Source organism: Aeromonas sp. 2692-1 (assembly GCF_013085505.1).
Classification (GTDB): Bacteria; Pseudomonadota; Gammaproteobacteria; order Enterobacterales; family Aeromonadaceae; genus Aeromonas; species Aeromonas hydrophila.
This window is the reverse complement of record NZ_CP038513.1, coordinates 1187501-1210883: the sequence shown is the minus strand read 5'-3', so window position 1 is coordinate 1210883 and position 23383 is coordinate 1187501. Positions and strand designations below refer to the sequence as shown.

20 protein-coding genes, 1 tRNA gene, 2 rRNA genes and 1 pseudogene (1 of these 24 only partly in view) are annotated in these 23383 nt (G+C 61.9%); 11 read left to right on the top strand and 13 right to left on the bottom strand.

All coding sequences use genetic code 11. The features are described 5' to 3' along the window. Nucleotides 1–81: 81 nt before the first annotated feature. Nucleotides 82–327, bottom strand: a complete 246-nt coding sequence (locus tag E5E97_RS05965; RefSeq protein WP_016349130.1) for a YecH family metal-binding protein — start codon at nt 325–327, stop codon at nt 82–84. A 208-nt stretch (nt 328–535) separates the two neighbouring features. On the opposite strand from E5E97_RS05965, the gene E5E97_RS05960 reads away from it, so the two are divergent. Next, complete coding sequence (locus E5E97_RS05960) at nt 536–1819, top strand: dicarboxylate/amino acid:cation symporter (RefSeq protein WP_026080178.1); 1284 nt, start codon at nt 536–538, stop codon at nt 1817–1819. 14 nt (nt 1820–1833) lie between these two features. Here E5E97_RS05960 and E5E97_RS05955 read toward each other — a convergent pair whose 3' ends face one another. Both E5E97_RS05955 and E5E97_RS05950 read right to left on the bottom strand, forming a co-directional pair. Next, on the bottom strand, nt 1834–2148 hold the full coding sequence (locus E5E97_RS05955; RefSeq protein ID WP_011704337.1) for a DUF2007 domain-containing protein: 315 nt from the start codon (nt 2146–2148) through the stop codon (nt 1834–1836). Between the two features lie 56 nt (nt 2149–2204). Continuing rightward, a complete protein-coding gene (locus E5E97_RS05950) occupies nt 2205–3107 on the bottom strand; it encodes a LysR family transcriptional regulator (RefSeq protein WP_011704336.1) in 903 nt (300 codons plus the stop codon). 96 nt (nt 3108–3203) lie between these two features. Here E5E97_RS05950 and E5E97_RS05945 point away from each other — a divergent pair, with 96 nt between their 5' ends. Then, on the top strand, nt 3204–4256 hold the full coding sequence (locus E5E97_RS05945) for an HlyD family secretion protein (RefSeq protein WP_011704335.1): 1053 nt from the start codon (nt 3204–3206) through the stop codon (nt 4254–4256). Continuing rightward, the gene (locus tag E5E97_RS05940) at nt 4256–5803 is read left to right on the top strand and encodes a DHA2 family efflux MFS transporter permease subunit (protein ID WP_171279974.1); all 1548 of its coding nucleotides are present in this window, start codon (nt 4256–4258) and stop codon (nt 5801–5803) included. Before E5E97_RS05945 ends, E5E97_RS05940 begins: the two co-directional genes overlap by 1 nt. Nucleotides 5804–5893: 90 nt before the next feature. Here the strand turns inward: E5E97_RS05940 and E5E97_RS05935 are convergent, their stop codons facing one another. Next, a complete protein-coding gene (locus E5E97_RS05935) occupies nt 5894–6520 on the bottom strand; it encodes a lysoplasmalogenase (RefSeq protein WP_011704333.1) in 627 nt (208 codons plus the stop codon). Between the two features lie 188 nt (nt 6521–6708). Here E5E97_RS05935 and E5E97_RS05930 point away from each other — a divergent pair, with 188 nt between their 5' ends. Together E5E97_RS05930 and E5E97_RS23670 are read left to right on the top strand one after the other, a co-directional pair. Continuing rightward, on the top strand, nt 6709–6849 hold the full coding sequence (locus E5E97_RS05930; RefSeq protein ID WP_016349126.1) for a hypothetical protein: 141 nt from the start codon (nt 6709–6711) through the stop codon (nt 6847–6849). Between the two features lie 9 nt (nt 6850–6858). Beyond that, the gene (locus E5E97_RS23670; protein WP_257620799.1) at nt 6859–6981 is read left to right on the top strand and encodes a hypothetical protein; all 123 of its coding nucleotides are present in this window, start codon (nt 6859–6861) and stop codon (nt 6979–6981) included. 59 nt (nt 6982–7040) lie between these two features. Here the strand turns inward: E5E97_RS23670 and E5E97_RS05925 are convergent, their stop codons facing one another. The 6 genes from E5E97_RS05925 to E5E97_RS05900 form a co-directional block, all read right to left on the bottom strand. Then, nucleotides 7041–9593, bottom strand: a complete 2553-nt coding sequence (locus E5E97_RS05925; protein WP_118882087.1) for a TRAP transporter permease — start codon at nt 9591–9593, stop codon at nt 7041–7043. Nucleotides 9594–9695: 102 nt separating this feature from the next. After that, the gene (locus tag E5E97_RS05920; RefSeq protein WP_016349123.1) at nt 9696–10667 is read right to left on the bottom strand and encodes a TAXI family TRAP transporter solute-binding subunit; all 972 of its coding nucleotides are present in this window, start codon (nt 10665–10667) and stop codon (nt 9696–9698) included. A gap of 415 nt (nt 10668–11082) precedes the next feature. Beyond that, nucleotides 11083–13236: a S9 family peptidase gene (locus E5E97_RS05915; RefSeq protein WP_162902061.1), complete on the bottom strand. Its 2154-nt coding sequence runs from the start codon at nt 13234–13236 to the stop codon at nt 11083–11085. A gap of 224 nt (nt 13237–13460) precedes the next feature. Then, a complete protein-coding gene (locus tag E5E97_RS05910; RefSeq protein ID WP_011704327.1) occupies nt 13461–13892 on the bottom strand; it encodes a DUF411 domain-containing protein in 432 nt (143 codons plus the stop codon). A 49-nt stretch (nt 13893–13941) separates the two neighbouring features. Further along, nucleotides 13942–14265: a hypothetical protein gene (locus E5E97_RS05905; RefSeq protein ID WP_011704326.1), complete on the bottom strand. Its 324-nt coding sequence runs from the start codon at nt 14263–14265 to the stop codon at nt 13942–13944. Nucleotides 14266–14352: 87 nt separating this feature from the next. Beyond that, entirely contained in the window at nt 14353–15075 is a 723-nt protein-coding gene (locus tag E5E97_RS05900) for an SDR family oxidoreductase (protein WP_162902062.1), read from the bottom strand. A 143-nt stretch (nt 15076–15218) separates the two neighbouring features. Between E5E97_RS05900 and E5E97_RS05895 the strand changes: the two genes are divergently transcribed. The 6 genes and pseudogenes from E5E97_RS05895 to E5E97_RS23750 all read left to right on the top strand — a co-directional run. Further along, complete coding sequence (locus E5E97_RS05895) at nt 15219–16061, top strand: LysR family transcriptional regulator (protein ID WP_024946235.1); 843 nt, start codon at nt 15219–15221, stop codon at nt 16059–16061. Between the two features lie 78 nt (nt 16062–16139). Then, a complete protein-coding gene (locus E5E97_RS05890) occupies nt 16140–16739 on the top strand; it encodes an NAD(P)H-dependent oxidoreductase (protein ID WP_016349118.1) in 600 nt (199 codons plus the stop codon). Between the two features lie 70 nt (nt 16740–16809). Beyond that, on the top strand, nt 16810–18666 hold the full coding sequence (locus E5E97_RS05885) for a monovalent cation:proton antiporter-2 (CPA2) family protein (protein ID WP_118882091.1): 1857 nt from the start codon (nt 16810–16812) through the stop codon (nt 18664–18666). Further along, entirely contained in the window at nt 18663–19049 is a 387-nt protein-coding gene (locus tag E5E97_RS05880) for a SirB2 family protein (protein ID WP_016349116.1), read from the top strand. Before E5E97_RS05885 ends, E5E97_RS05880 begins: the two co-directional genes overlap by 4 nt. A gap of 303 nt (nt 19050–19352) precedes the next feature. Beyond that, entirely contained in the window at nt 19353–20339 is a 987-nt protein-coding gene (locus E5E97_RS05875) for a YafY family protein (RefSeq protein WP_005308002.1), read from the top strand. Nucleotides 20340–21424: 1085 nt separating this feature from the next. Beyond that, nucleotides 21425–21550, top strand: a pseudogene (locus tag E5E97_RS23750) (phosphoribosylaminoimidazole carboxylase); the annotation flags it as partial. Between the two features lie 91 nt (nt 21551–21641). Here E5E97_RS23750 and E5E97_RS05870 read toward each other — a convergent pair. From E5E97_RS05870 to E5E97_RS05860, 3 genes are all read right to left on the bottom strand, one after another. Beyond that, nucleotides 21642–21718, bottom strand: a tRNA-Asp gene (locus tag E5E97_RS05870). A gap of 97 nt (nt 21719–21815) precedes the next feature. Next, nucleotides 21816–21930 (bottom strand): 5S ribosomal RNA (rrf, locus tag E5E97_RS05865). Nucleotides 21931–22008: 78 nt separating this feature from the next. Next, nucleotides 22009–23383 (bottom strand): 23S ribosomal RNA (locus tag E5E97_RS05860) (it continues 1514 nt past the right edge of the window).

The window sequence follows — 23383 nt, the reverse complement described above, 5'->3', positions numbered from 1 at the left end:
CAACAAAAGGAGGGGAAAGAGGGCGAAATATAACAAAGGCGGCGGGATTCGGCGAGCGCGGCGGGCGCTCGCCGGCGGGGATCAACCGTGGTTGCAGATCTTGTCGGCGTGAGTCTGGAAACCCTGCTCCGATTCGATGAACTTGCCGCGCTTGGCCAGGAAGTCGATCAGCGCCTCGGCATCCATCTCGCTGGCGCTGCAGGTGTGGAAACGGGCCTCGGCACCGAAGCGCTCGTCGATGGCCTGCTTGAGGCTGGCCCGGGTAAACTGGCCGCCTTGCGCCAGCATCATCTCCATCACTTCGTGACCATGTACCGATTGAGTCATTGCAAACCTCTTTAATAGACATATTTGATGCCTATTAAATCCTGCCCCACCGCCGACGACCTTGATATAGGCCAACAAATTGCCGATTTCCCTGCGTCCGTGCTGGTGATGGCCGCGGCTTTGTCGATAATGTGGCAACCTGAGCAGGGGATGGCTACACTAACGCCCCTTTTTGCCACCGCAGACCGAATATAAGGACATTGGCGTCATGCTGTTCCATGGACTGGCTTTCAAGCCCTGGCGGATCTGGACCCGCCGCCCGCTCTGGTTGAAGACCCTGCTCGGCATGCTGACGGGGATCGGGCTCGGCGCCGGTTTCAGCGAGCAGGCGTTGCTGCTCAAGCCCATCGGCGTGCTGTTCGTCAACACCATCCAGATGCTGATGGTGCCCCTCATCTTCTGTTCGGTCATCGCCGGCCTCACCTCGCTGCTCAAGGGCAAGACCCTCGATCGGATCGCCGGCAAGGCCATCGGCCTCTACCTTTGTTCCACCGCGGTCGCCATCTGTATCGGCCTGATGATGGGCTGGCTGCTGGAGCCCGGCATGGGCGCCAACATGGGGCCCTATGAGCGGGTCGGCATGGCGGAATCCCCCACCCTGGCCAGCGTGCTGAGCCACCTGGTGCCGCGCAACCCGGTGCAGGCCATGGTGGACGGCAAGATCCTGCAGGTGATCGTGTTCGCGGTGGCCCTCGCCCTCGCCCTCAACGCCACCGGTCGGCGCGGTCGCCCCGCCATCCTGTTCTTCACCTCGCTGGCGGAGGGGATGTTCAAGCTGACCCAGATGGTGATGGCACTGGCCCCTTATGGTGTCTGCGCCCTGATGGCCTGGATGACCGGCAAGTACGGCATGAGCCTGCTGCTGCCGCTGCTCAAGGTGATCGGCGCCGTCTACCTCGGCTGTCTGCTGCACGTGCTCGGCGTCTACAGCAGCCTGCTGATCCTGCTGGCCCGCCTCAATCCGCTGCACTACTTCAAGAGCATCGTCGATGCCCAGGCGGTGGCCTTCACCAGCAGCTCCAGCAACAGCACCCTGCCCATCAGCCTGGCCTGCGCCGAGCGCCGGCTCGGGGTCTCTCCCGCCATCACCGCCAAGGTGCTGCCCATCGGCGCCACCATCAACATGGACGGCACCGCGCTCTATCAGGGGGTAACGGCCCTGTTCGTGGCCCAGGCCTTCGGGGTGGATCTGCACATGGTGGATTACCTGACCATCATCAGCATCGCGACCCTGGCCAGCATCGGCACGGCGGGTACGCCGGGCACCGGCCTGATGCTGCTGACGCTGACGCTGACCGCGGTGGGACTGCCGCTGGAAGGGGTGGCACTGATCGCCGGGATCGACCGGATCCTCGACATGGCGCGCACCACGGTCAACGTCTCCGGCGATATTCTGGTATCCGTGTTGATTGCCCGCAGCGAGCGGGAGCTGGATCTGGCGACCTATCACGACGCCAGCGCGGGCGAGGACATCGACTTCACCCTGCGCTGAGGCAGGGCGAGCGATTAATTTTCGTGGGGATCGTGGTGGCAGCGCCAGCAGACATCGAAGTTGGCGCCGTTCTCCTCCCCGCATTGACCACACAGCCAGCCGTTGCCCTGGCGCTGCTGATAGCGCTCGATGACCCGCCCAGCCTTGCTGCGATCCTGTTCGCGCACCATCAGGGTCACCTGCAGCAGGTCCACCGGCAGTTCGCCCAGGGCGCCCGACAGCGCCTCGCCATTGAGCCGCACCGGCACCCCCTCCACTTCCAGCGCCCCTTTCAGGGCATGGGCCTCCAGCGAATGGGAAGCCCGATACAGATTGATCCAGTGATCCATGTCTTCCCCCTCAGATCCACTCACGATGCCGTGACCACGGCACCGCCTCTGACCGGCTACAGCAGAGTATCGATGCCGTAGTCGGCCCCCTTGGCCACGATGAAGTCGATGAACACCCGCAATTTTCGCGGCATCAACCGCCGTTCCGGAAACAGCAGGTAAATCGGCACCCTGGGCTGCTGCCACTCGGGCAGCACGGACACCAGGGTCCCGCTCGCCAGCTCCTCGTGGCAGAGCATGGCGGGCAGGGAGGCGAGCCCCAGCCCGGCCTTCGCCGCCTCTCTGGCACAGGTTATATTATTAACCCGAAAGCGGGAGGGAGGGTCAACCAGCACCTCCTTGTCATCCCGCTCGAAGCACCAGTGCGACGCCAGAAAGCCGCTGGTCACCGCCACCCGCTCATGATGCACCAGATCCTCGGGATGGGTGATGGCGGGGCTGCGCGCCAGGTACGCCGGACTGGCACAGATCAGGCGGGCGTTGCTCCACAGCCGCCGCGCCGCCAGGTTCGAATCGCTCATGTCGCCGATCCGCACGATCGCATCCAGCCCCTCGTTGATGGGATCCACGATGCGATTGGTCAGCTCCAGCTCCACCTGCAGGCCGGGATAGGCCTGCAAAAACTCCGCCACCAGCCTGCCCACCACCAGCTGCCCTGCCTCGATGGGTACCGCCAGCTTGAGGGTGCCGGTCACCTCCTGCTGGCTGGCACTCACCATCAGCTCGGCCTGGGCCAGCTCGTCCACTGCCTTGCTGCAGCGCAGATAGTACTGCTCGCCGGCCTCGGTCAGGGTGAGCTGGCGGGTCGAACGGTAGAGCAGCCGCACGCCGAGGCGCTGCTCCAGCTCGGCGATGCGCCGGCTCACCGTCGCCTTGGTCATGCCCAGCTCCTGGGCGGCCGCCGTGAAGGAACCCTTGTCGACGATCCGCACTAGAATCAATGCAGCGTTCAGATCCATTGTTGCACCAGTGAAACTGTATATCTCATAAATGGATACTAATCGAAACAGTCGGCCAGTGTTAGCCTGCCTCTCTTAAGTTCAGGAATCCCCCACATGAGTCAACACAAGAAGATCCCCCTGCTGGCAGCCATGATCCTGGCCCTGCTCGGCCTGCTGTTTGCCGGTTACTGGTATCTGCACGGCCGCTATTTCGAGAGCACCGACAACGCCTACCTGCAGAGCGAGGTCACCGGCATCGGTTCCAAGCTGTCCGGCTACATCAGCGAAGTGCTGGTGACCGACAACCAGCCGGTGAAGGCCGGCCAGCTCATCGCCCGCCTCGACGACCGGGAGTACAAGACCAAGGTGGCCGAGGCCGAAGCCGACCTGCGCCTCAATCAGGCGACGGCGGAAAATCTCGCCGCCACCCGCACCCAGCAGCTGAGCCTCATTCGCCAGGCCGAAGCCAAGGTCAGCTCGGCCAATGCCGAACAGGTGCGGGCCCAGCAACAGGTGCGCCGCGTCAGCCAGCTCAACCAGCGCCACTACAGCTCCCAGGACAGCCTGGACGAGGTGCGGGCCGGCCTGCAGGTCAACCAGGCCCAGGAGCAGGAGGCCAAAGCCGCCCTGCAGGCCGCCCGCGAGCGGCTGCTGGTGCTGGATGCCGAGGCCAAGCAGAACCAGGCCAAGCTGGCATTGAGCGCCGCCCAGCTGGAGCAGGCCAAGCTGGAGCTGGCCTATACCGAGCTGCGGGCACCGGCCGACGGCATCATCGGCAAGCGCAGTCTGCGGGCGGGGCTCTACGTCCAGTCCGGCATGCAGGTGGCCAGCCTGGTGCCGCTGCAGCAGGTGTGGGTCGAGGCCAACTTCAAGGAGACCCAGCTGCTCCACATGCAGCCCGGCCAGAAGGTGGAGGTGATCCTGGATGCCTATCCGGATCAGCCGGTCGAGGGGATCATCGACAGCCTGGCCCCCGCCACCGGCGCCAAGTTCGCCCTGCTGCCGCCGGAGAACGCCACCGGCAACTTCACCAAGATCGTGCAACGGGTGCCGGTCAAGATCCGCATTCCGGAGCCGGGGCCGCTGGCGGGCAAGCTGCTGCCGGGCCTATCCACCGAGGTGATCGTCGACACCCGCAGCCCTGATCCCGTGGTCGCGGCCCACTGATGGAACCCATCCCGCGTCGCAACTGGATCGCGGTCATGGGGGGCCTCATCGGCGCCTTCATGGCCATCCTCGACATCCAGATCACCAACGCCTCCCTGAAGGACATTCAGGGGGCCCTGTCGGCTACCTTGAGCGAAAGCTCCTGGATCTCCACCTCCTATCTGGTGGCGGAGATGATCGCCATCCCGCTGAGCGGCTGGCTGAGCCGGGGGCTGAGCGTGCGGCGCTACCTGCTGTGGACCACCGGCGCCTTCATCGTCGCCTCCGTGCTCTGCTCATTCAGCTGGAACCTCACCAGCATGATCGTCTTTCGGGCGCTGCAGGGCTTCACCGGCGGGGCGCTGATCCCGATGGCCTTCTCCCTCATCGTCAGTCTGCTGCCGCTGCACAAGCGGGCCACCGGCATGGCGTTGTTCGGCCTGTGCGCCACCTTCGCCCCCGCCATCGGGCCGACCCTGGGCGGCTGGCTGACCGAGCAGATGTCCTGGCACTACATCTTCTACATGAACGTGCCGCCGGGACTGCTGGTGATGGCCATGCTGGCCCATGGGCTCGACAAGAAGCCGGTGGACTGGGAGGTGATCAAGCGGGTGGATCTCATCGGCATCCTTACCATGGCGGTGGGGCTGGGCCTGTTGGAAGTGGTGCTGGAAGAGGGCAACCGGGAGGACTGGTTCGGTTCCAGCTTCATCGTGCGGCTCACCGTCATCTCGGTGGTGGCTCTGGTCTTCTTCGTCATCAGCCAGCTGCTGCGGCGCCACCCGCTGGTCAACCTGCGGCTGCTGCACAACCCGCGCTTCGCGCTGGCCTGCTTCGCCTATCTGGTGCTCGGCATGGCGCTGATGGGGTCCATCTATGTACTGCCGCTCTACATGACCCAGATCCACAACTACAACGCGCTGGAAATCGGCGAGGTGTTGATGTGGATGGGGCTGCCGCAATTGCTGGTACTACCGCTGGTGCCCAGACTGACCCACAAGATAGATCCGCGCTATCTGGTGAGCTTCGGCTTTCTGGTGTTCGCCGTCAGCTGCTTCATGAACATGAGTGCCGACTACGCCGGGCCCCAGCTGATCCAGTCGCTCATCGTGCGGGCGCTGGGCCAGCCCTTCATCATGGTGCCGCTCTCCCTGGTGGCGACAGCCAGCCTGACCCACGACGAGATCCCCTCCTCCTCGACCCTGCTCAACGTGCTGCGCAACCTGGGCGGCGCCTTCGGCATCGCCATCATCGCCACCCTGATCGACAACGACACCCGCATCCATGTCAGCCAGATCAGCAGCACCCTGGCCGCCAGCAGCATAGAGGGACAGAGCTACCTGCTGCAGCTGGCCCAGACCATGATGGCGCAGGGCTCCGGCCCCGAACTGGCCCGTCAGCAGGCCCAGGCCATGCTGTCGAACACCATCAGCCGGGAGGCGGCCATCATGGCCTACAACCAGGTGTTCTTCGTGATGGGCATCTTCCTGCTGCTCGCCAGCGGCCTGATGCTGCTACTCAAGCAGCCCGCCCCCAGGGCAGCGGATGCCGAACCGCTCGAGGCGTGAAAAACGGTGAGAATGGAATAGCAAAACGGGCCTGAGGGCCCGTTTTTTTGTCTGCACACGCCCCTTGGCGAGGAGACAACTCAGGTACAGTCATCCCGCCAGCGAGGCGGCAATCAGAAACTGGGCGGCGAAGTAGCTGGTCATCACCCAGGCGGTGGCATGGGGGAAGGGGCGGCGGAATCTGTCCAGCGCCAGCATGCTGTCGGAGAAGAGGAACATTAGCGCCCCCACCAGGGCGGCGGCACTGCCGGCGGTGAGGGAGGCATGCCAGGCGCCGGCGGCCACCCAGGCCATGCCGATGATCACCAGCATGTAGCAGAACACGGGCACCTTCATCTCCCCGAGCTTGCCCCACAGCAGGCCAAACACCATGCCGGCCACCAGCAGCAACAGCAGGCCATCCACCAGATTCAGCACCAGCGGCCCCTGGGCGAAGCCGACGATGTAGCAGAGGTGCGCGACAAAAAACGCCGCCAGCCCCTGGATGAAGCGATCGCTCGGCAACATCAGCAGCACGTCGCCGGCCAGCGACAGGCAGAGACCGAGCAGGATCCAGGCGTGGGAACCGTCGTGGTCATAGCTCTGATAGCCGAAGGCCAGCGCTATGATGAGCAGCATGGTCAACGGCTTGCTGATGTAGAACTGACGGGAGTCTGAGCCATAGGCCGCACGAATGTGCCACCAGCCCGATGCGATGATCAAGAAACTCAATAACATGCCCTGCTCCTCACGTGTTGCTCGCAGTCATACGGCAACATCTTCTTGCTGACAAGCAGAGTAACAAATTCCCCCGCCCAGTGGCAGAGGCGCTCAGCAAACGAGCAGTCTACGCCTAAAGTCTAATTGTCCCGCCCACCCTGTTCGGGCATAAGGGACGGGTCCGGAGGATCACCATGGAAGACGCAATGAAAAACTATCTGCCCGCTATCGATATCATGATGTGCCACCTTGGCATCAGCTTCGAGCAAGCCTGTGAACAGCTGGGCCTGAGCCAGGTGGAACAACAGACCCTGAGCCTGCTGCAGGAGCAGGATCCGCAGGAATAATCCCTCCCGGTGATGGATATCATGATGTGCCGCCTTGGCATCAGCGTCGAGCAAGCCTGCGAGCAGCTTGGCCTGAGCCAGGTGGAACAACAGACCCTGAGCCTGCTGCAGGAGCAGGATCCGCAAAAATAACCCCCCCAGCGGGGAGCATGAAAACGGCGCCATGATGGCGCCGTTTTTATTGACCCTGGTTATGCTCGCACCACCCGGCGCCGCTGCAGCCAGACGATCAACGCAAACAGCAGGAAGCCGGGCAGCCACATCAGCTCCTTGCGCCAGCGCTCGGTGGGGGCCTTGACCACCAGGATCTCCTGATCAAACTCCATGCCGGCTGCCGCCGCCGGACTGCCGAAGGTGACGCTGTCGATCAGGGTCTTGCCATCCTGCTCATAGAGCGCGAGCCCCAGGCTGGCGAGGCGGGCTGCCCCGTCCTCCCCTGCCGGCACCGCCAGCAGCACGGTCGACTGACGCAGCTTGCCCACCGCATCCTCACCCTGGATCCGCAGCCGCAAGGTGCTCTCCGCCTCCACCTCGCCCAGGGTCTGGGCCAGCTGGGCCGGCGGCGTCTCGCGATAGGGATCGTGCACCATGTCCATCCAGAAACCGGGGCGGAACAGGGTGAAGGCCACCAGCAACAGCAGCACGCTTTCGTACCAGCGACTCTTCACCAGGAAATGACCCTGGGTGGCGGCGGCGAAGATCAGCATGGCAACGGTGGCCACCATGAAGATCAGCACCCCGTGGGCAAAGTCCACGTCGATCAGCAGCAGGTCGGTGTTGAAGATGAACAGGAACGGCAGCGCCGCGGTCCGCAGGCTGTAGTAGAAGGCGGTGATGCCGGTCTTGATGGGATCGCCCTTGGAGACGGCCGCCGCCGCGAACGAGGCAAGCCCCACCGGCGGCGTCACGTCGGCCATGATGCCGAAGTAGAAGACGAACAGGTGCACCGCGATGAGCGGCACGATCAGCCCGTTCTGCTGCCCGAGCGTCACCACCACCGGCGCCAGCAGGCTGGAGACCACGATGTAGTTGGCCGTGGTGGGCAGCCCCATGCCGAGGATGAGGCTCAGCAGGGCGGTCAGCAGCAGCATCAGCAGCAGGTTGCCCATGGAGAGCATCTCCACCAGATCCGCCAGCACCAGGCCAACCCCGGTCTGGGAGACGGCACCGACGATGATCCCCGCCGTGGCGGTGGCGATGCCGATGCCGATCATGTTGCGGGCACCGGCCACCAGCCCCTCCCGCAGATCGATCAAGCCGTCCTGCAGGGAGCCGTAATCGTGCCGGCCATCGCTGCGCAGCCAGTTGAGCAGCGGCCGCTGGGTCAGCAGTATGATCACCAGCATGACGGTGCCCCAGAAGGCCGACAACCCGGGCGAGAGGCGCTCCACCATCAGGCACCACACCAGTACCACCACCGGCAGCAGGAAGTGCAGGCCGGAGAGCAGCACGGTACGGGTGTTGGGCAGCTCGGTCAGCGGCTTGTCCGGATCCTCCGCCGCCAGCGGCTCGTTGCTGGCGGCAATCTTCAGCAGCCCCAGATAGGTGGCGGCCAGCAGCAGGGCGATACCGGGCAGGGCATAGTCGCCCAGCGCCGGCTTGAGCCAGCCCAGGCCGTAGTAGACCGCCATCGACAGCCCGCTGATCAGGGCGGCGCCAAAGGCAAAGCCGGTCAAGCGGTGCAGCCAGGGCTTGGGCTGATGGTCGCCGATGGGCTGCATGCCGAGCTTGAGCGCCTCCAGATGGACGATGTAGAGCAGCGCTATGTAGGAGATGGTCGCCGGCAGGAAGGCGTGCTTGATGATCTCGACGTAGGGAATGCCCACGTACTCCACCATCAGGAAGGCCGCAGCCCCCATCACCGGCGGCATGATCTGGCCGTTGACCGAGGAGGCCACTTCCACCGCCCCCGCCTTCTCGGCGCTGAACCCCACCTTCTTCATCATGGGAATGGTAAAGGTGCCGGTGGTGACCACGTTGGCGATGGAGGAGCCGGAGATGAGGCCGGTCAGGCCGGAGGCCACCACCGCCGCCTTGGCCGGGCCACCGCGCAGGTGACCGAGCAGGCTGAAGGCGAGCTGGATGAAGTAGTGGCCGGCACCGGCCCGCTCCAGCAGGGCACCGAACAGCACGAACAGGAACACGAAGCTGGTGGAGACGCCGAGGGCGATGCCGAACACCCCCTCGGTAGTGATCCACTGGTGATTGGCCAGCGCGGTAAAGCTCACCCCGCGGTGGGCCAGCAGGCCCGGCATCCAGGGCCCCGCCAGGCTGTAGGCGAGAAACACCAGGGCGATCACCGCCAGGGCCGGCCCCAAGGCGCGGCGGGCGGCTTCCAGCAGCAGCGGGATGCCGATGCAGGCAGTCACCAGATCGGCGGTGGTGAGGTTGCCTGGCCGCTGGGCCAGCGCCTCGTACATCACGAACAGATAGGAGGCGGCGCCGGCGGCCACCAGCCCGAGCGCCAGATCGCCGAGCGGCACCCGGTCGCGCGGCGAGCGGCGAAAGGCCGGGAACACCAGGTAGGCCAGCAGCAGGGCGAAGGTGAGGTGAATGGCACGGGTCTCGGTGTCATTGAGCACGCCGAAGCCCAGCATGAAGGGCAGCGGCGAAGCGATCCAGAGCTGGAACAGCGACCAGGCGAGCGCCAGGGTGGTGATGCACCCACCCATGATGCCGAGCGGCAGACGCGCCCCCACATCCTGGGCGATCAGTTCCTCGGTAGAGAGTTGTTTATCTTGCATAGGGGTTAACTTGTGCCAACGAGTACAACGACACGACACCCGCTGCCACGGGCTGCGGCAGGCGGGTGTCGAAGAGAGTGACAGCGGCCCTTGGGCCCGCTATCAGAGCCAGCCGCGCTCTTTGTAGTAGCGGGCAGCCCCTTCATGCAGCGGGGCGGAGAGACCCACCTTGATCATGTCGGCCTCTTTCAGGTCGGCGAAGGCCGGGTGCAGGCGCTTGAAACGATCCAGGTTGTCGAACACCGACTTCACCAGTTGATAGACCACTTCCGGATCCGCCTTGGCACTGGTGGAGAGTACCGCCTTGCCGCCGATGGACGGGGTCGGCTGGTCGCTGCCCTTGTAGATGCCGCCCGGGATCTCGGCCTTGCTGTAGTAGCTCTTCTCGGCCAGCAGCTTGTCGATGTCGGCGCCGGTGACCGGGACCAGCACGGCATCGGTGGTGGTGGAGGCTTCCTGGATGGCGCCATTGGGGTGACCGACGAAGTAGCTCATGGCGTCGATGTTGTTGTCACCCAATGCCGAGGCCTGCTCGGCCGGCTTGAGCTCGGAGACCAGGCCGAAGTCGCCCTTCTTCCAGCCCTTCACCGCCATGATCTCTTCAAAGGTGTCGCGCTGGCCGGAGCCCGGGTTGCCGATGTTGACCCGCTTGCCCTTGAGATCGTCAAAGCCGGCGATCTTGGCGTCCTTGCGGGCCAGGATGGTGAACACCTCGCTCTGCAGGGAGAAGACGGCGCGCATGTCGTCCATGGCCCCCTCGGCCTGGAACGGCGGCAGCCCCTTCATCGCCTTGTACTGATGGTCGGACTGCATGATGCCGAAGTTGAATTCACCGCTGCGGATGCCGTTGACGTTGGCCACCCCGCCACCGCTGGCCGGGGCGTTGCACTTGATCTGGTGATCGGCGGCGCCGCGATTGAGGAAGCGGCAGATGGACTGGCCCGCCACGTAGTAGACACCGGTCTGACCACCGGTGCCTATGGTCACGAAGCGCTCCTGCGCCTGCACCGGGCCACCGAACGAGACGCCGGCCAGGACAGCCGACAGGGCACACGCCAGGGATAATCCTTTCATGTTGTTCATCCTTTTTGATTGATTCAGCTCGCCCGTTCCACGGGCGAATGCCGGACAAACCACCGTTCTGCGTCGGCGGTTGCCCATGACCTCGATATGAGGAATCGGGTGAACGGCGAACGTTCCCCAAAAAGCCACCAGCATCCTGTGGTGAGACAGTCGGCTTCATGCCAACCGAAGATAATTGGCCCCGAGGGGGCCAATTAAAGAGTCATAACGGCTTCGATTAAGCACACGGCGCCAACATAAATCAAACAAAAACACAAAATGATGGATATGGATGACGAGAAATTTGAAGCCGATCATTAATTTGCTGATCGGAGATTAATTGAATGTGCTACCGGTCGGCAGACAGAGCGGGAGGAGGGAGATTCTTTTGCAGCCCTTGACTGGCAAGGGCTGCAACTGTGGTGACTTATGCTTGTGGCTTGGCCAGATCCAGAATAAACGCGAACTCCAGCGCGATATCCTCGTAAGCTTTGAAGCGACCCGACTTGCCGCCGTGGCCGGCGTCCATGTCGGTGCTCAGCAACAACTTGTTATCATCCGTCTTCAGCTCACGCAGCTTGGCGACCCACTTGGCCGGCTCCCAGTACTGCACCTGGGAATCGTGCAAGCCGGTGGTCACCAGCAGATTGGGATAGGCCTGTGCCTTGACCTGATCGTAGGGGCTGTAGGCCTTCATGTAGTCGTAGTAGCGCTTCTGGTTCGGGTTGCCCCACTCGTCGTACTCCCCGGTGGTGAGGGGAATGGACTCGTCCAGCATGGTGGTGACCACGTCGACGAACGGCACCTGGGCCACCACGCCGCGATAGAGCTGGGGCGCCTGATTGATGACGGCCCCCATCAGCAGGCCGCCGGCGCTGCCGCCCATGGCGTAGACCTGATCCTTGGCGCCGTAGCCCTGTGCCACCAGCGCCTCGGTCACGTCGATGAAGTCGTTGAAGGTGTTCTGCTTTTTCAGCAGCTTGCCATCTTCGTACCAGTGGCGCCCCAGCTCCTCGCCGCCACGAATGTGGGCGATGGCGTAGACGAAGCCGCGGTCCAGCAGGCTCAACCGGGCGCTGCTGAAATCCGGGTCCATGCTGGCACCGTAGGAGCCGTAGCCGTAGACCAGCAGCGGATTGGTGTGCGCGCTGGCCCCCGCTTGCTTGAACTTGTCCTTGCGATAGACCAGCGACACCGGCACGGCCACGCCGTCACGGGCGGTGATCCAGAGCCGCTCGCTGGCATATTGGTCGGCCTTGAAGCCCGCCACCGGCTGCTGCTTGAGCAGGGTGCGCTTGCCGCTGTTCAGATCGAGCTCGTAGGTGGACGAGGGGGTGGTCATGGAGGAGTAACCATAGCGCAGCGCGCTGGTATCCGGCTCCGGGTTGTAGGCGAGCCAGGTGACATAGGCCGGATCGTCGAAGGCGATCTCCTTCTGCTCGCCACTCTGCCAGTTGACCTGGCGCAGCCGGGTCAGCCCCTGACTGCGCTCCTCCAGCACCAGCCACTCCTTGAACAGGGCATAGCTCTCCAGCAGCACGTCCGGATTGGGGGCGATCACCGCCTTCCAGCGATCCACCGGGCTCTCCTTGGTCTCGTAAAGGCCGAAGTTCTTGCCGTCCTTGTTGGAGCGCACATAGAAGCGGCCACGGTAGTGATCCAGGCTGTATTCGTGATCCACCTGGCGCGGCAGGAACAGCCGCGGCGCCTGGGTCGGCACGTTGGCATCGATGAGGCGCGCCTCGCCTGAGGTGGTGCTGGAGAGGGCGATGACGATGAAATCTTCCGAGGTGGTGGCGTAGAGGCTCACATAGAAGGAGTCGTCCTTCTCCTCATAGACCAGCTGATCCTTGGCTGGATCCGTGCCCAGCTCGTGGCGATAGACCTGGTAGGGCAGCAGCGTCTTGGGGTGCTTGCGCACGTAGAACACCGTCTTGCTGTCGTTGGCCCAGACCAGATTGCCGGAGGTGTTCTCCAGCGTGTCGGCGGCCCATTTGCCGCTCTCCAGATCGAGGAACTGGATCTGGTACTGACGGCGGGAGAGAAAATCTTCCGCCACCGCCAGCCAGCGATTGTTGCGGCTCACCTCGAGTGCCCCCAGGGCGTAGAACTCGTGGCCTTCGGCGCGCTGGTTGCCGTCCAGCAGCAAGCTCGCAGCCTCTTCACCCAGCTTGCTGCGCGAATAGATGGCGTACTCCTTGCCCGGCTCGTAGCGGGTCTGGTAGCGATAGCCGTTCTTCGCGTAGGGCACCGACTCGTCCTGCTGCGGAATGCGGGCCACCATCTCCTGATAGAGCTGGTCGCGCAGCGGCTTGATCGGTTTGAGCATGGCGTCGGTGTAGGCGTTTTCGGCCTCTAGGTAGGCCAGCACCTCGGGTTTCTGGCGCTCGTCATCGCGCAGCCAGTAGTAGTTGTCAACCCGGGTATCCCCGTGTTTCTTGATGGCGTGAGGGTGTTTGGCGGCCACGGGAGGCTGGATCAGGGTGTCGCTTGTGGGCATGGCGGACTCATCATTGGCATATGAACAGGGAACGGCGGCCAGACAAACCAGCAGCAGAAGCCCTCGGGAAAAGGTGAACATGTCGCATCCTTTGCGCTGTAAAAGGGTTGGCGGACCTGAGCCTTGGCTCCTTGGACAGGGGATCAATCTGCCCCTTGTCGCCTTCAGTTGCAAGTTCTCCCGCGCCCTGATGTAAAAGGGCCGCCATCTCGCGATGGCGGCCCCCATACCTGACCGTGAGCGACACGGGCTCGCTCAGGTGTGCCTCACATGATGGAAGTGTGTCTGCTCACGGCCAGTTTTCATCAGCCGGGGTAGCTCGACCAGACTTTGGTCGCGCCCTCGTTGCTGATGCTCAGCACCTGATAGGGCTGACCCGGAATATCCATGCCTGGCGCACTCTGGGGCATGCCCGGAATGGTCAGGCCGCGGATCGCCGGTTTTTCCTTGAGCAGCTTCTGCACGTCGGCGGCGGGTACATGCCCCTCCACCACATAGCCGTTCACCACCCCGGTGTGGCAGGAAGCCAGCTGCGGAGTGATGCCGTACTGCTGCTTGACCGGTTCAAGCTGCTCGGTTTCGACGACCTTGACCTCAAAGCCGTTCTCCTCCATGTGCTTGATCCAGGTCTTGCAGCAGCCGCAATACTGGGACTTGTAGACGGTCATCTGCTCGGTTGCCAGAGCAGAAAAACTGACGGTACCGGCCAGCACGGCCAATAACAGGGACTTGTACATAACTCACCTCGGATAAGAAGAAATGCCCAAAAAAACAGGGGGACTCGACTCAACCGAGATGACGGGGCGGACGCTCCAGCCGGTCGGTCGGAACATCCGGCATGAACTGGGAGGGGGAGATGAAATCCGGGGTATCGGGTTCCAGCATGGCAACCGTCAGGCTGTCGCCGGTGAGCACCGTCATGGCGAGCGCCGAGGTGAAGCTGCCGCAGGGCATTGCCTTCTCTAGGGTACGTTCGCTCTGGCTGCAATGAGGCGTCAAGGTACAGAGATCGGTCGCCGCCCGGCTGCCAAACGACATCAGCACCATCAGCAGACTCCACAGGGGGAGCCAGCGGCGGGCGCGAGCGAGTTGGCGACGGGTCAGAACCATGAGACGACTCATTGACGAAAGGTGGCCTATGGTAACCCTTGGCCCAGGGGGAGGGTCAAGCCCTCCCCCGCTTCCCGTCAGCCGCCATCAAGGTTGCTGACGGGTCGCCGCCAGCACGATCTCGCGCACGCAGACATTGGCCGGCTGGCTCCATGCATAGAGCACGGCGTCGGCGATCACCTCAGGCGCAATGACGCCTCCCATCTGATCCTTCCAGTCGTGGTAGCCGGCCTTGATGCTCTCGTCCGTGGTGTGGCTGAGCAGCTCGGTTTCCACCGCGCCCGGGGCTATGGTCACCATCCGCACGCCGACATCGGCCACCTCTTCCCGGATGTTCTCGGTCAGGGCGTGCACCGCGAACTTGGTGGCGCAGTAGGCGGCATGGTTCGGGAAGGTCTTGCGACCAGCGATGGAGCTGATGTTGATGATGGTGCCGCTGCGGCGGGCCTTCATGCCGGCCAGCACGGCGTGAACACCGTTCAACACCCCCATCACGTTGATGTTGAGCATCTGCTGCCACTCCGCCGGGTCCTGCACATCGGCCTGTCCCAGCAGCATGACGCCGGCATTGTTGACCAGACAGCCAACCGGGCCGAATTGCACCTCGGCCTGCTGGATGGCGGCCTTCATGGCGGCGGTGTCGGTCACATCGACCCCGATGCAGAGGGTATCGGGCAGCGCCAGCGCCTGCATGGGCTCGACCCGGCGGGCCAGCAGCAGCAGCGGATGGCCGGCGGCGGAGAAGGCGCGGGCGATGGCGGCACCGATCCCGGCGGAGGCGCCGGTGATCACGACGAGAGGCTTGGACATGATGTTTTCCTTCTGATTCAAGAGTCGGTTTGAGCAAACAAGCGGCTGGCCAGCACGGAACGGGATCACTATAGTCACTGCATCCATCAGTGATAAATATTGTTTTCTGCTGGTTATCATCTGAAAAAACTATGGTTGGGCTTATGCTGGATCTGAGACTGCTGCGCTTCTTCATCGCCATCTATGAAGAGAAGAACATCACGGCGGCGGCCGAACGCTGCCACGTCAGTCAGCCCTCCCTCTCGGCGGGGCTGCGTCAGCTGGAAGAGACCCTGGGTGACAGCCTGTTCATCCGGGGCAAGAAGGGGGTGGCGGCCAGGGATCAGGCCCATTACCTCTATCCCCACGCGGTCAAGCTGGTGGAAGAGGCGCGCCGGCTGCCGGCGCTGTTTCGCCAGAAGGCGACGCGTGCGCGGCTCAACATGGCCATCATGCCGGACCTGAGCCGGCGGCGGGTGGCGGAATTGCTGCAGCAGGTGCAGGCAGTGCTGCCCGAGCTGGATCTCACCCTCTCAGATTACGGAACGCCTGCCGACTGTCGGCTGACCCTGGATGCCCTGCGCCGCGAAGACGAGATCTTCCTGCCGCTGTGGGAGGAGGATTATGTCTTGTGCGTGCGAAGCGACCATCCCCTCGCCAGCCGCCAGCAACTCGAGTTGGCCGAGCTACAACATTATGATTTTATTGAGTGCCCTCCCTGCGAAGCCCATCAGCAGACCATAGGTCTGCTGGCCTGTGACCGGCTCACCCTCAATCTGGTGGCCAAGGCCGAGAGCAAGGGGCTGGTGATGGCGCTGGTGCTGGCCGGGGTCGGCATCAGCTTTCTGCCGGACGGCCTGGTGGAGGACGAAGCGGGTCTGTGCACCGTACCGGTGCGCGGGCCACGGATGTTCCGGCGCATCGGCCTCTGCTATCCCGCCCACCAGACCCTCAATCCGGCGCTGCGCGAGCTGATCCCGGAACTGGCGAGCCATGGCGCTTCTTGATAACGTCGCTGCTCAATGCATCTTTTTTTTCGCCGGTCGCTTGCACCGGTATTTGGCCCCTCTTCAGATCAGGAACCCATGAAACGCATTCTGGTTATCTTTTCACACCCGGCGCTGCAGAGCTCCCGGGCCAACAAACAGCTGCTGCAGGCCATCGACGGTCTGGAAGGCGTCACCCTGCACGACCTCTACCAGCACTACCCCAACATGTTCATCAACGTGAAGCGGGAGCAGGCCCTGCTGTCTGAACACGACATCATTGTCTTCCAGCACCCCTTCTACTGGTACTCCTGCCCCGCCATCATGAAGGAGTGGATGGATCTGGTGCTGGAGTATGGCTACGCCTACGGCCCGGAAGCCCACGCCCTCAACGGCAAGCAGTGGCTGTCGGCCATCACCACCGGCGGCGCCCCCGAGTCTTATTGCAGTGAAGGCTACAACCAGCGCCCGCTGCTCGACTTTCTGCTGCCGTTCCGGCAGACGGCCCAGTTGTGCGGCATGAGCTGGTTGCCGCCATTCGTGCTGCACTCCTTTCACAAGATCCGGGATCAGGAGGCGCTGCGCCGCTGCGGCCAGGACTATCGCCAGCTGCTGTGTGCCCTGCGCGACGAACAGCTGACCCCAGCCCAGCTTGCCGGCAGCCCCTACCTGCGCGATCTGCTGGAGGTACTCTCATGACCCGCTCTCGATCCGGGCGACGGCCCGGCCTGCCGACATCGGCCTCCACCACTGTGCGGAGGAGCCGCTGATGGGACATGGTTTGCTGTTCGATGCCTTCATCTACCTCTCCGCCGCGGTGAGCGCGGTGCCGCTGGCCAAACGCTGGGGGCTGGGATCTGTGCTCGGTTACCTGCTGGCAGGCATCATCATAGGTCCCTTCCTGCTGGGGCTGGTGGGTGAACAGAAGGATGTGATGCACTTCGCCGAGTTCGGGGTGGTGCTGATGCTGTTTCTGGTCGGGCTGGAGCTCAGGCCAGCGCTGCTGTGGCAGCTGAAAGGACCGATCCTCGGCACCGGTGGGCTGCAGGTGCTGCTGACCACGGCCGCCCTGACCGGCGTGGCCCACCTCATCGGCCTGCCGTGGCAGCAGGGGCTGGCCATCGGCCTCATCCTGGCGCTCTCCTCCACCGCCATCGTGCTGCAGAGCCTGCAGGAGCGCAAACTGATGCAGAGCGAGAGCGGCCGCGCCGCCTTCGCCGTGCTGCTATTCCAGGACATCGCCGTCATTCCCATCCTGGCGATCCTGCCGCTGCTGGCCATCGCGCCGGTGGCCAGCAGCGGCAGCTCGGAGCTGGCCGGCTGGCAACACGGCCTGCTGGTGGTGGCTGCCATCTCCGGCATAGTGCTGGGTGGTCATTACTTGATGCGACCGGTGTTCCGCGCCATCGCCCAGTCCCACATGCGGGAGATCTTCGTCGCCGCCGCCCTGCTGCTGGTGATCGCCATCGCCGTGCTGATGGAGTCGGTCGGCCTCTCCCCCGCTCTCGGCTCCTTCCTCGCCGGCGTGGTGCTGGCGGACAGCGAATATCGCCACGAGCTGGAGGCAGACATAGAGCCGTTCAAGGGGCTGCTGCTCGGTCTCTTCTTCATGTCGGTGGGCGCCGGCATCAACTTTGGGCTGTTTGCCGAGCACCCGCTGCTGATCCCGGCCCTGGTGGTCGGCCTGATGGTGCTCAAGTGGCTGGTACTGATGGCGCTCGGCTTCGCCATTCGCATCTCGCCGAGTCAGCGCTGGACCTTCGGGCTGGCGCTGGCCCAGGGCGGGGAGTTCGCCTTCGTGCTGTTCTCGTTCGCCGCCCAGAACAAGGTGCTGCCGGGGGATACCATCGCCCTGCTGACCCTGGTGGTGGCGCTCTCCATGGCGCTGACGCCGCTGCTGTTGATCCTCAACGATCGAGTGATCCAGCCCTGGTTCGACTATCGCAACCAGAGTGAATTGCCACAGCACGAGCAGCCGGAGCTGGTGGAGCACCCGGTCATCATCGCCGGCTTCGGCCGTTTCGGTCAGATCGTGGGGCGTCTGCTGCACGGCCACGGCATCGGCACCACCATCCTCGAGCAGGATGCAAGCCAGATCGAAATGCTGCGCAAGTATGGCTATCAGGTGTTCTACGGCGATGCCAGCCGGCTTGACCTGCTGCACGCCGCCGGCGCCCACAAGGCCAAGCTGCTGGTGCTTTCCATCAACGATCCGGCCACGTCACTCGAAGTGATTGAAATGGTGAAGAAACACTTCCCGCACCTTAAGATACTGGCGCGAGCCCAGGATCGTCCCCACGCTCACGAAATCCTGCGCCAGGGCGTGGGCAGCGTGTACCGGGAAACCCTGGGTTCTGCCGTGGATCTGGGGGTGGAAGCCCTGACCCAGCTCGGCTTTCGGGCCAACCAGGCCTGGCGGGCCGGCCAGACCTTCAAGCAGCACGACAACTGGCTGCTGCGGGAACAGGTCAACTACCTGGACGACGAACACACCTATATCAACAAGAGCCTGCAATACCGGGACATCCTCTCCGATCTGCTGCAAGACGATCAGGAAGGACAGGAGCGCATTCACGCTCACAACTGGAACAGCGGTCTGCCCGACAACGACAAGGAAGCAATATGATTGCCTATTACCCCATGCTCAAACACCTGCACATGACGCTGGCGCTGGTCAGCGTGCTGCTGTTCCTCTATCGCTGGCTGCTGGCCCTGGGTGGCAGTGCCCGCCTGCAGCAGAAGTGGCTGAAGATCCTGCCTCATGTCAACGACACCTTCCTGCTGCTGTTCGGAGTGCTGCTGGCGGTAACCCTGCAGATGAGCCCGGGCCAACAACCCTGGCTGATGGCCAAGCTGATCGCTCTGGTGGTTTACATCGGCCTCGGCGTCATGGCGCTCAAGCGCCCTGCGCGCAGCCAGAAGCTGGTGGCCGGCCTCGCTGCCCTGGCGGTATTTGGCTACATGGTGGGCGCCGCCATCACCAAATCCGCCTTGTCCTGGCTGGCCTGATCCTGCCAAAAAGTACCTGCCTGACGGAGGGGAGCCATCCCCTCCACATCATATTCTGCGTTTCCCCGTCATTTCTGTTTTTTCCTCTCCCCCAAATCCGTAAGGCAGCACTTTCATTTGGTGAATTTTCATCATTTTTAAGCCTCGATTGCTGCCCAAAATGATGGCAATTATGTTTAGGATCATGTGGTTAGCTTGGTTTGTATGAAAATGGCGACAGTTGTCGCAGCAAAACTTGCGACATAGACTGTCGCAAGGCATGGCTAGGATACACTCAACGCTAAACCAGTGAAGGCATGCACCATGAGTAAGAAGCTGTTACGACAACTGACCTTGGCGCGTTGCATCCCGCACCGCCCTTACAAGCTGACCGCCAGCCAACTCCAGGTAAAACTGGAAGAAGAAGGCATCCACGTCAGTCTGCGTACCGTGCAACGGGACCTGGAAGAGATGTCCGGCATGGGGTTGTTCGATCTCACCTCGGATGAACGCAGCAAACCACACGGCTGGTGCTTCGAGCGCCATGGCCTCAACGATTTTGCCAACATCATGCCGCTCTCCTTGGCAGTGGCGCTGAAAACCTGGAGCGATCAGGCCAGCCAGCTGCTGCCGGCCAGCGTACTGACCGAACTGAACCCCTTGGTCGACAAGGCCAGCCAGGTGATCCGCGACAGCCAGAGCGAACTCGCTGAACGCTGGCTCGAGAGCGTACACCAGTCACCGCGTCCGTTTGCCGGCAACCCGGAGATCCGCCGCAGCACCCTGATCCGCGATGCATTGTGGCGCGGTCGCAAGTTCAGTGCCGAGATCCAACGGGTCATCAAGGAGCGCACAGTATGGCTCTGCTACGACCGCATCAACCCGCTCGGCATCCTGAACCAGGCGGAAGGGCCGACCCTGCTCTGCACCCTGTCCGAGCTGGATCCCAAGGTCTACGGTATCCCGTTCGATCACATCAAGAACGTGGAGCTGACCAACTTCAGCGCGACCCAGCCAAAGGATTTCAATATCCAGAAGCTGATCCGCGATCAGGGCTATCAGGATGTCAGCGGGCCGATCCGCTTCGTCGGTCGCATCGATGCCAACTGTCCGACCCTGGTCGACGGCCAGATCCCCGGCCACAATCCGCGCATGACTCGCTACGACAAGCGCAGCGTGGTGGTAGAAACCGAGGTGCAGGACACCCCCGAGTTCCGTACTTGGCTCAACAACATGAGCGGGAACCTCGAAGTGCTGGCGCCTGAATCCTTGCGCAAGGCATATCCGACACCGGGTAGCCGCGTCAGCTGACCACCGCAGAAAAAAGCCGGGCCAAGCCCGGCTTTTTGTATTCTTTTTGAGCATATTTATTCAACTAATTTTTAAGTCTTGTCCACCGAATTGAACCTGTTTGTACCATCGTTTTCGCCCCGTTTTTGCGTGTAAGAGATCCGCCATGGCAGCTGTAAGAGGCCACTGTGTCGAACCGTACGCGAAGCCATCTTTGAATCCATATGCTTTCCAATGAAACGAACTAATACCATGATTTATATGATTTTATCTTCATATGGTTGGTCATTTATCCGTTATCACCACGCCAACAACGCCGGCGCCTCCCTTGTTCCGCCCCCTGGTTCCCTTAATATGGGTCTCACAAGGACGGAGCTGGTTCGGCAGGATGCGGAAACAGCGCATAAGCAGGGAATAAACCACAGGGTGTGGGCAGGGAACACCTCAGGATGAGGCCGGTAACCAGGACGGTTATCAAACGGATTGCAGGACACCACGGGACGTGGTTACGGACACCTCGGGATGAGGCAGAGCAAACAGGATGATTGCTCTTCAGGAAGAATATGGACCTCGCCGGAAGCGAGCAGGACAGCTTCAGGATGAAGCGAGACAACCCGGATGGTTGTCTGTCAGGATGACGCAAGGAACACCACGGGATGTGGTAACGGACACCTCCAGGATGGAGAGAGTGCAGCAATCAGGAGCGATTGCCAGGCTAGGATGGCCACAGGACACCTCAACGGATTGGGAAGGGGATATTCCGAAGGATCAGGATAAAGTCAGGGATTGCAGGGAGCGTTGCAGTTCATGGACTGGACTAGATGACTTGAGGGGACGGCAGCCGCCGTCCCCTTTTCTTTATGTGCATTTTGTACCAGAACGGGTCAATGACATGGGATTCTATTCGCTGCCACAGCGCATCCTGTGTGCTCTAGAACCCCCTCAATCTGGGTGCCCAATGTCAGCCAGAATACTCTCCCTCCCTCACCTCCTACACTTTGTGAACGCGGCTCTGGGTTGATGCTGCAGGGCGGTCAAGTAACCACCCGCAAAGCCCCCCCTCCATTCACTCAGACCTTCTTAAGGGTGTTTCAATCAAGGAAAGCTCCCAGTGCAAGTCATGTGTACAGCTGGGCCCGGGCGACCACATCAATATTCCAGCCCGCCAAAAACACAGGGTGGAATGGACCCATCCCGGCATGACCACCGTCTGGCTCTGCGTGTTTTACTGAGCCGCGTGAGGAAAAAAGAGGCAATTCGAGGCAATGAGTGCGGTATCGGAAACGAAAAAAAGCCCAGTCGCTAGACTGGGCTTCTTGTTAGTGGCGGAGCGGACGGGACTCGAACCCGCGACCCCCGGCGTGACAGGCCGGTATTCTAACCGACTGAACTACCGCTCCGCTGTCTGGTTAGCTTTTTGCTAAATTGTCTGCCGCTTCATTGAGGTGTCATCCTCTCGGCCAATTATGCAATGTGTGCATAACTGTTTAATTGGGTGCCTGGCAGTGTCCTACTCTCGCATGGCGAATGCCACACTACCATCGGCGCTACCGCGTTTCACTTCTGAGTTCGGCATGGGTTCAGGTGGTTCCACGGCGCTATGGCCGCCAGGCAAATTCTTCAATCTGTGAAAGCTGACGTAAGTAGTTTCGTATTTGTCACAAGGCCAGAAACACTTCTTGGGTGTTGTATGGTTAAGCCTCACGGGTAATTAGTATGGGTTAGCTCAACACGTCGCCGCGCTTACACACCCCACCTATCAACGTTGTGGTCTCCAACGGCCCTTTAGGACCCTCAAGGGGTCAGGGATGACTCATCTCAGGGCTCGCTTCCCGCTTAGATGCTTTCAGCGGTTATCGATTCCGAACTTAGCTACCGGGCAGTGCCACTGGCGTGACAACCCGAACACCAGAGGTTCGTTCACTCCGGTCCTCTCGTACTAGGAGCAACTCCCTTCAATCATCCAACGCCCACGGCAGATAGGGACCGAACTGTCTCACGACGTTCTGAACCCAGCTCGCGTACCACTTTAAATGGCGAACAGCCATACCCTTGGGACCGACTTCAGCCCCAGGATGTGATGAGCCGACATCGAGGTGCCAAACACCGCCGTCGATATGAACTCTTGGGCGGTATCAGCCTGTTATCCCCGGAGTACCTTTTATCCGTTGAGCGATGGCCCTTCCATTCAGAACCACCGGATCACTATGACCTACTTTCGTACCTGCTCGACCTGTCCGTCTCGCAGTTAAGCTGGCTTATGCCATTGCACTAACCTCCTGATGTCCGACCAGGATTAGCCAACCTTCGTGCTCCTCCGTTACTCTTTGGGAGGAGACCGCCCCAGTCAAACTACCCACCAGGCACTGTCCGCGACCCGGATTCACGGGCCTGCGTTAGAACATCAAACATACAAGGGTGGTATTTCAAGGACGGCTCCAGCGCAACTGGCGTCACGCCTTCAAAGCCTCCCACCTATCCTACACATGTAGGTTCAATGTTCAGTGCCAAGCTGTAGTAAAGGTTCACGGGGTCTTTCCGTCTAGCCGCGGGTACACCGCATCTTCACGGCGAATTCGATTTCACTGAGTCTCGGGTGGAGACAGCATGGCCATGGTTACACCATTCGTGCAGGTCGGAACTTACCCGACAAGGAATTTCGCTACCTTAGGACCGTTATAGTTACGGCCGCCGTTTACCGGGGCTTCGATCAAGAGCTTCGCTTGCGCTAACCCCATCAATTAACCTTCCGGCACCGGGCAGGTGTCACACCCTATACGTCCACTTTCGTGTTTGCAGAGTGCTGTGTTTTTGATAAACAGTCCCAGCCATCTGGTCACTGCGACTCCCAACTGCTCCATCCGCAAGGGACTTCACTGTCAAGAGCGAACCTTCTCCCGAAGTTACGGTTCTATTTTGCCTAGTTCCTTCACCCGAGTTCTCTCAAGCGCCTTGGTATTCTCTACCCGACCACCTGTGTCGGTTTGGGGTACGATGACTTGTAATCTGAAGCTTAGAGGCTTTTCCTGGAAGCAGGGCATCAATGGCTTCCGCACCGTAGTGCG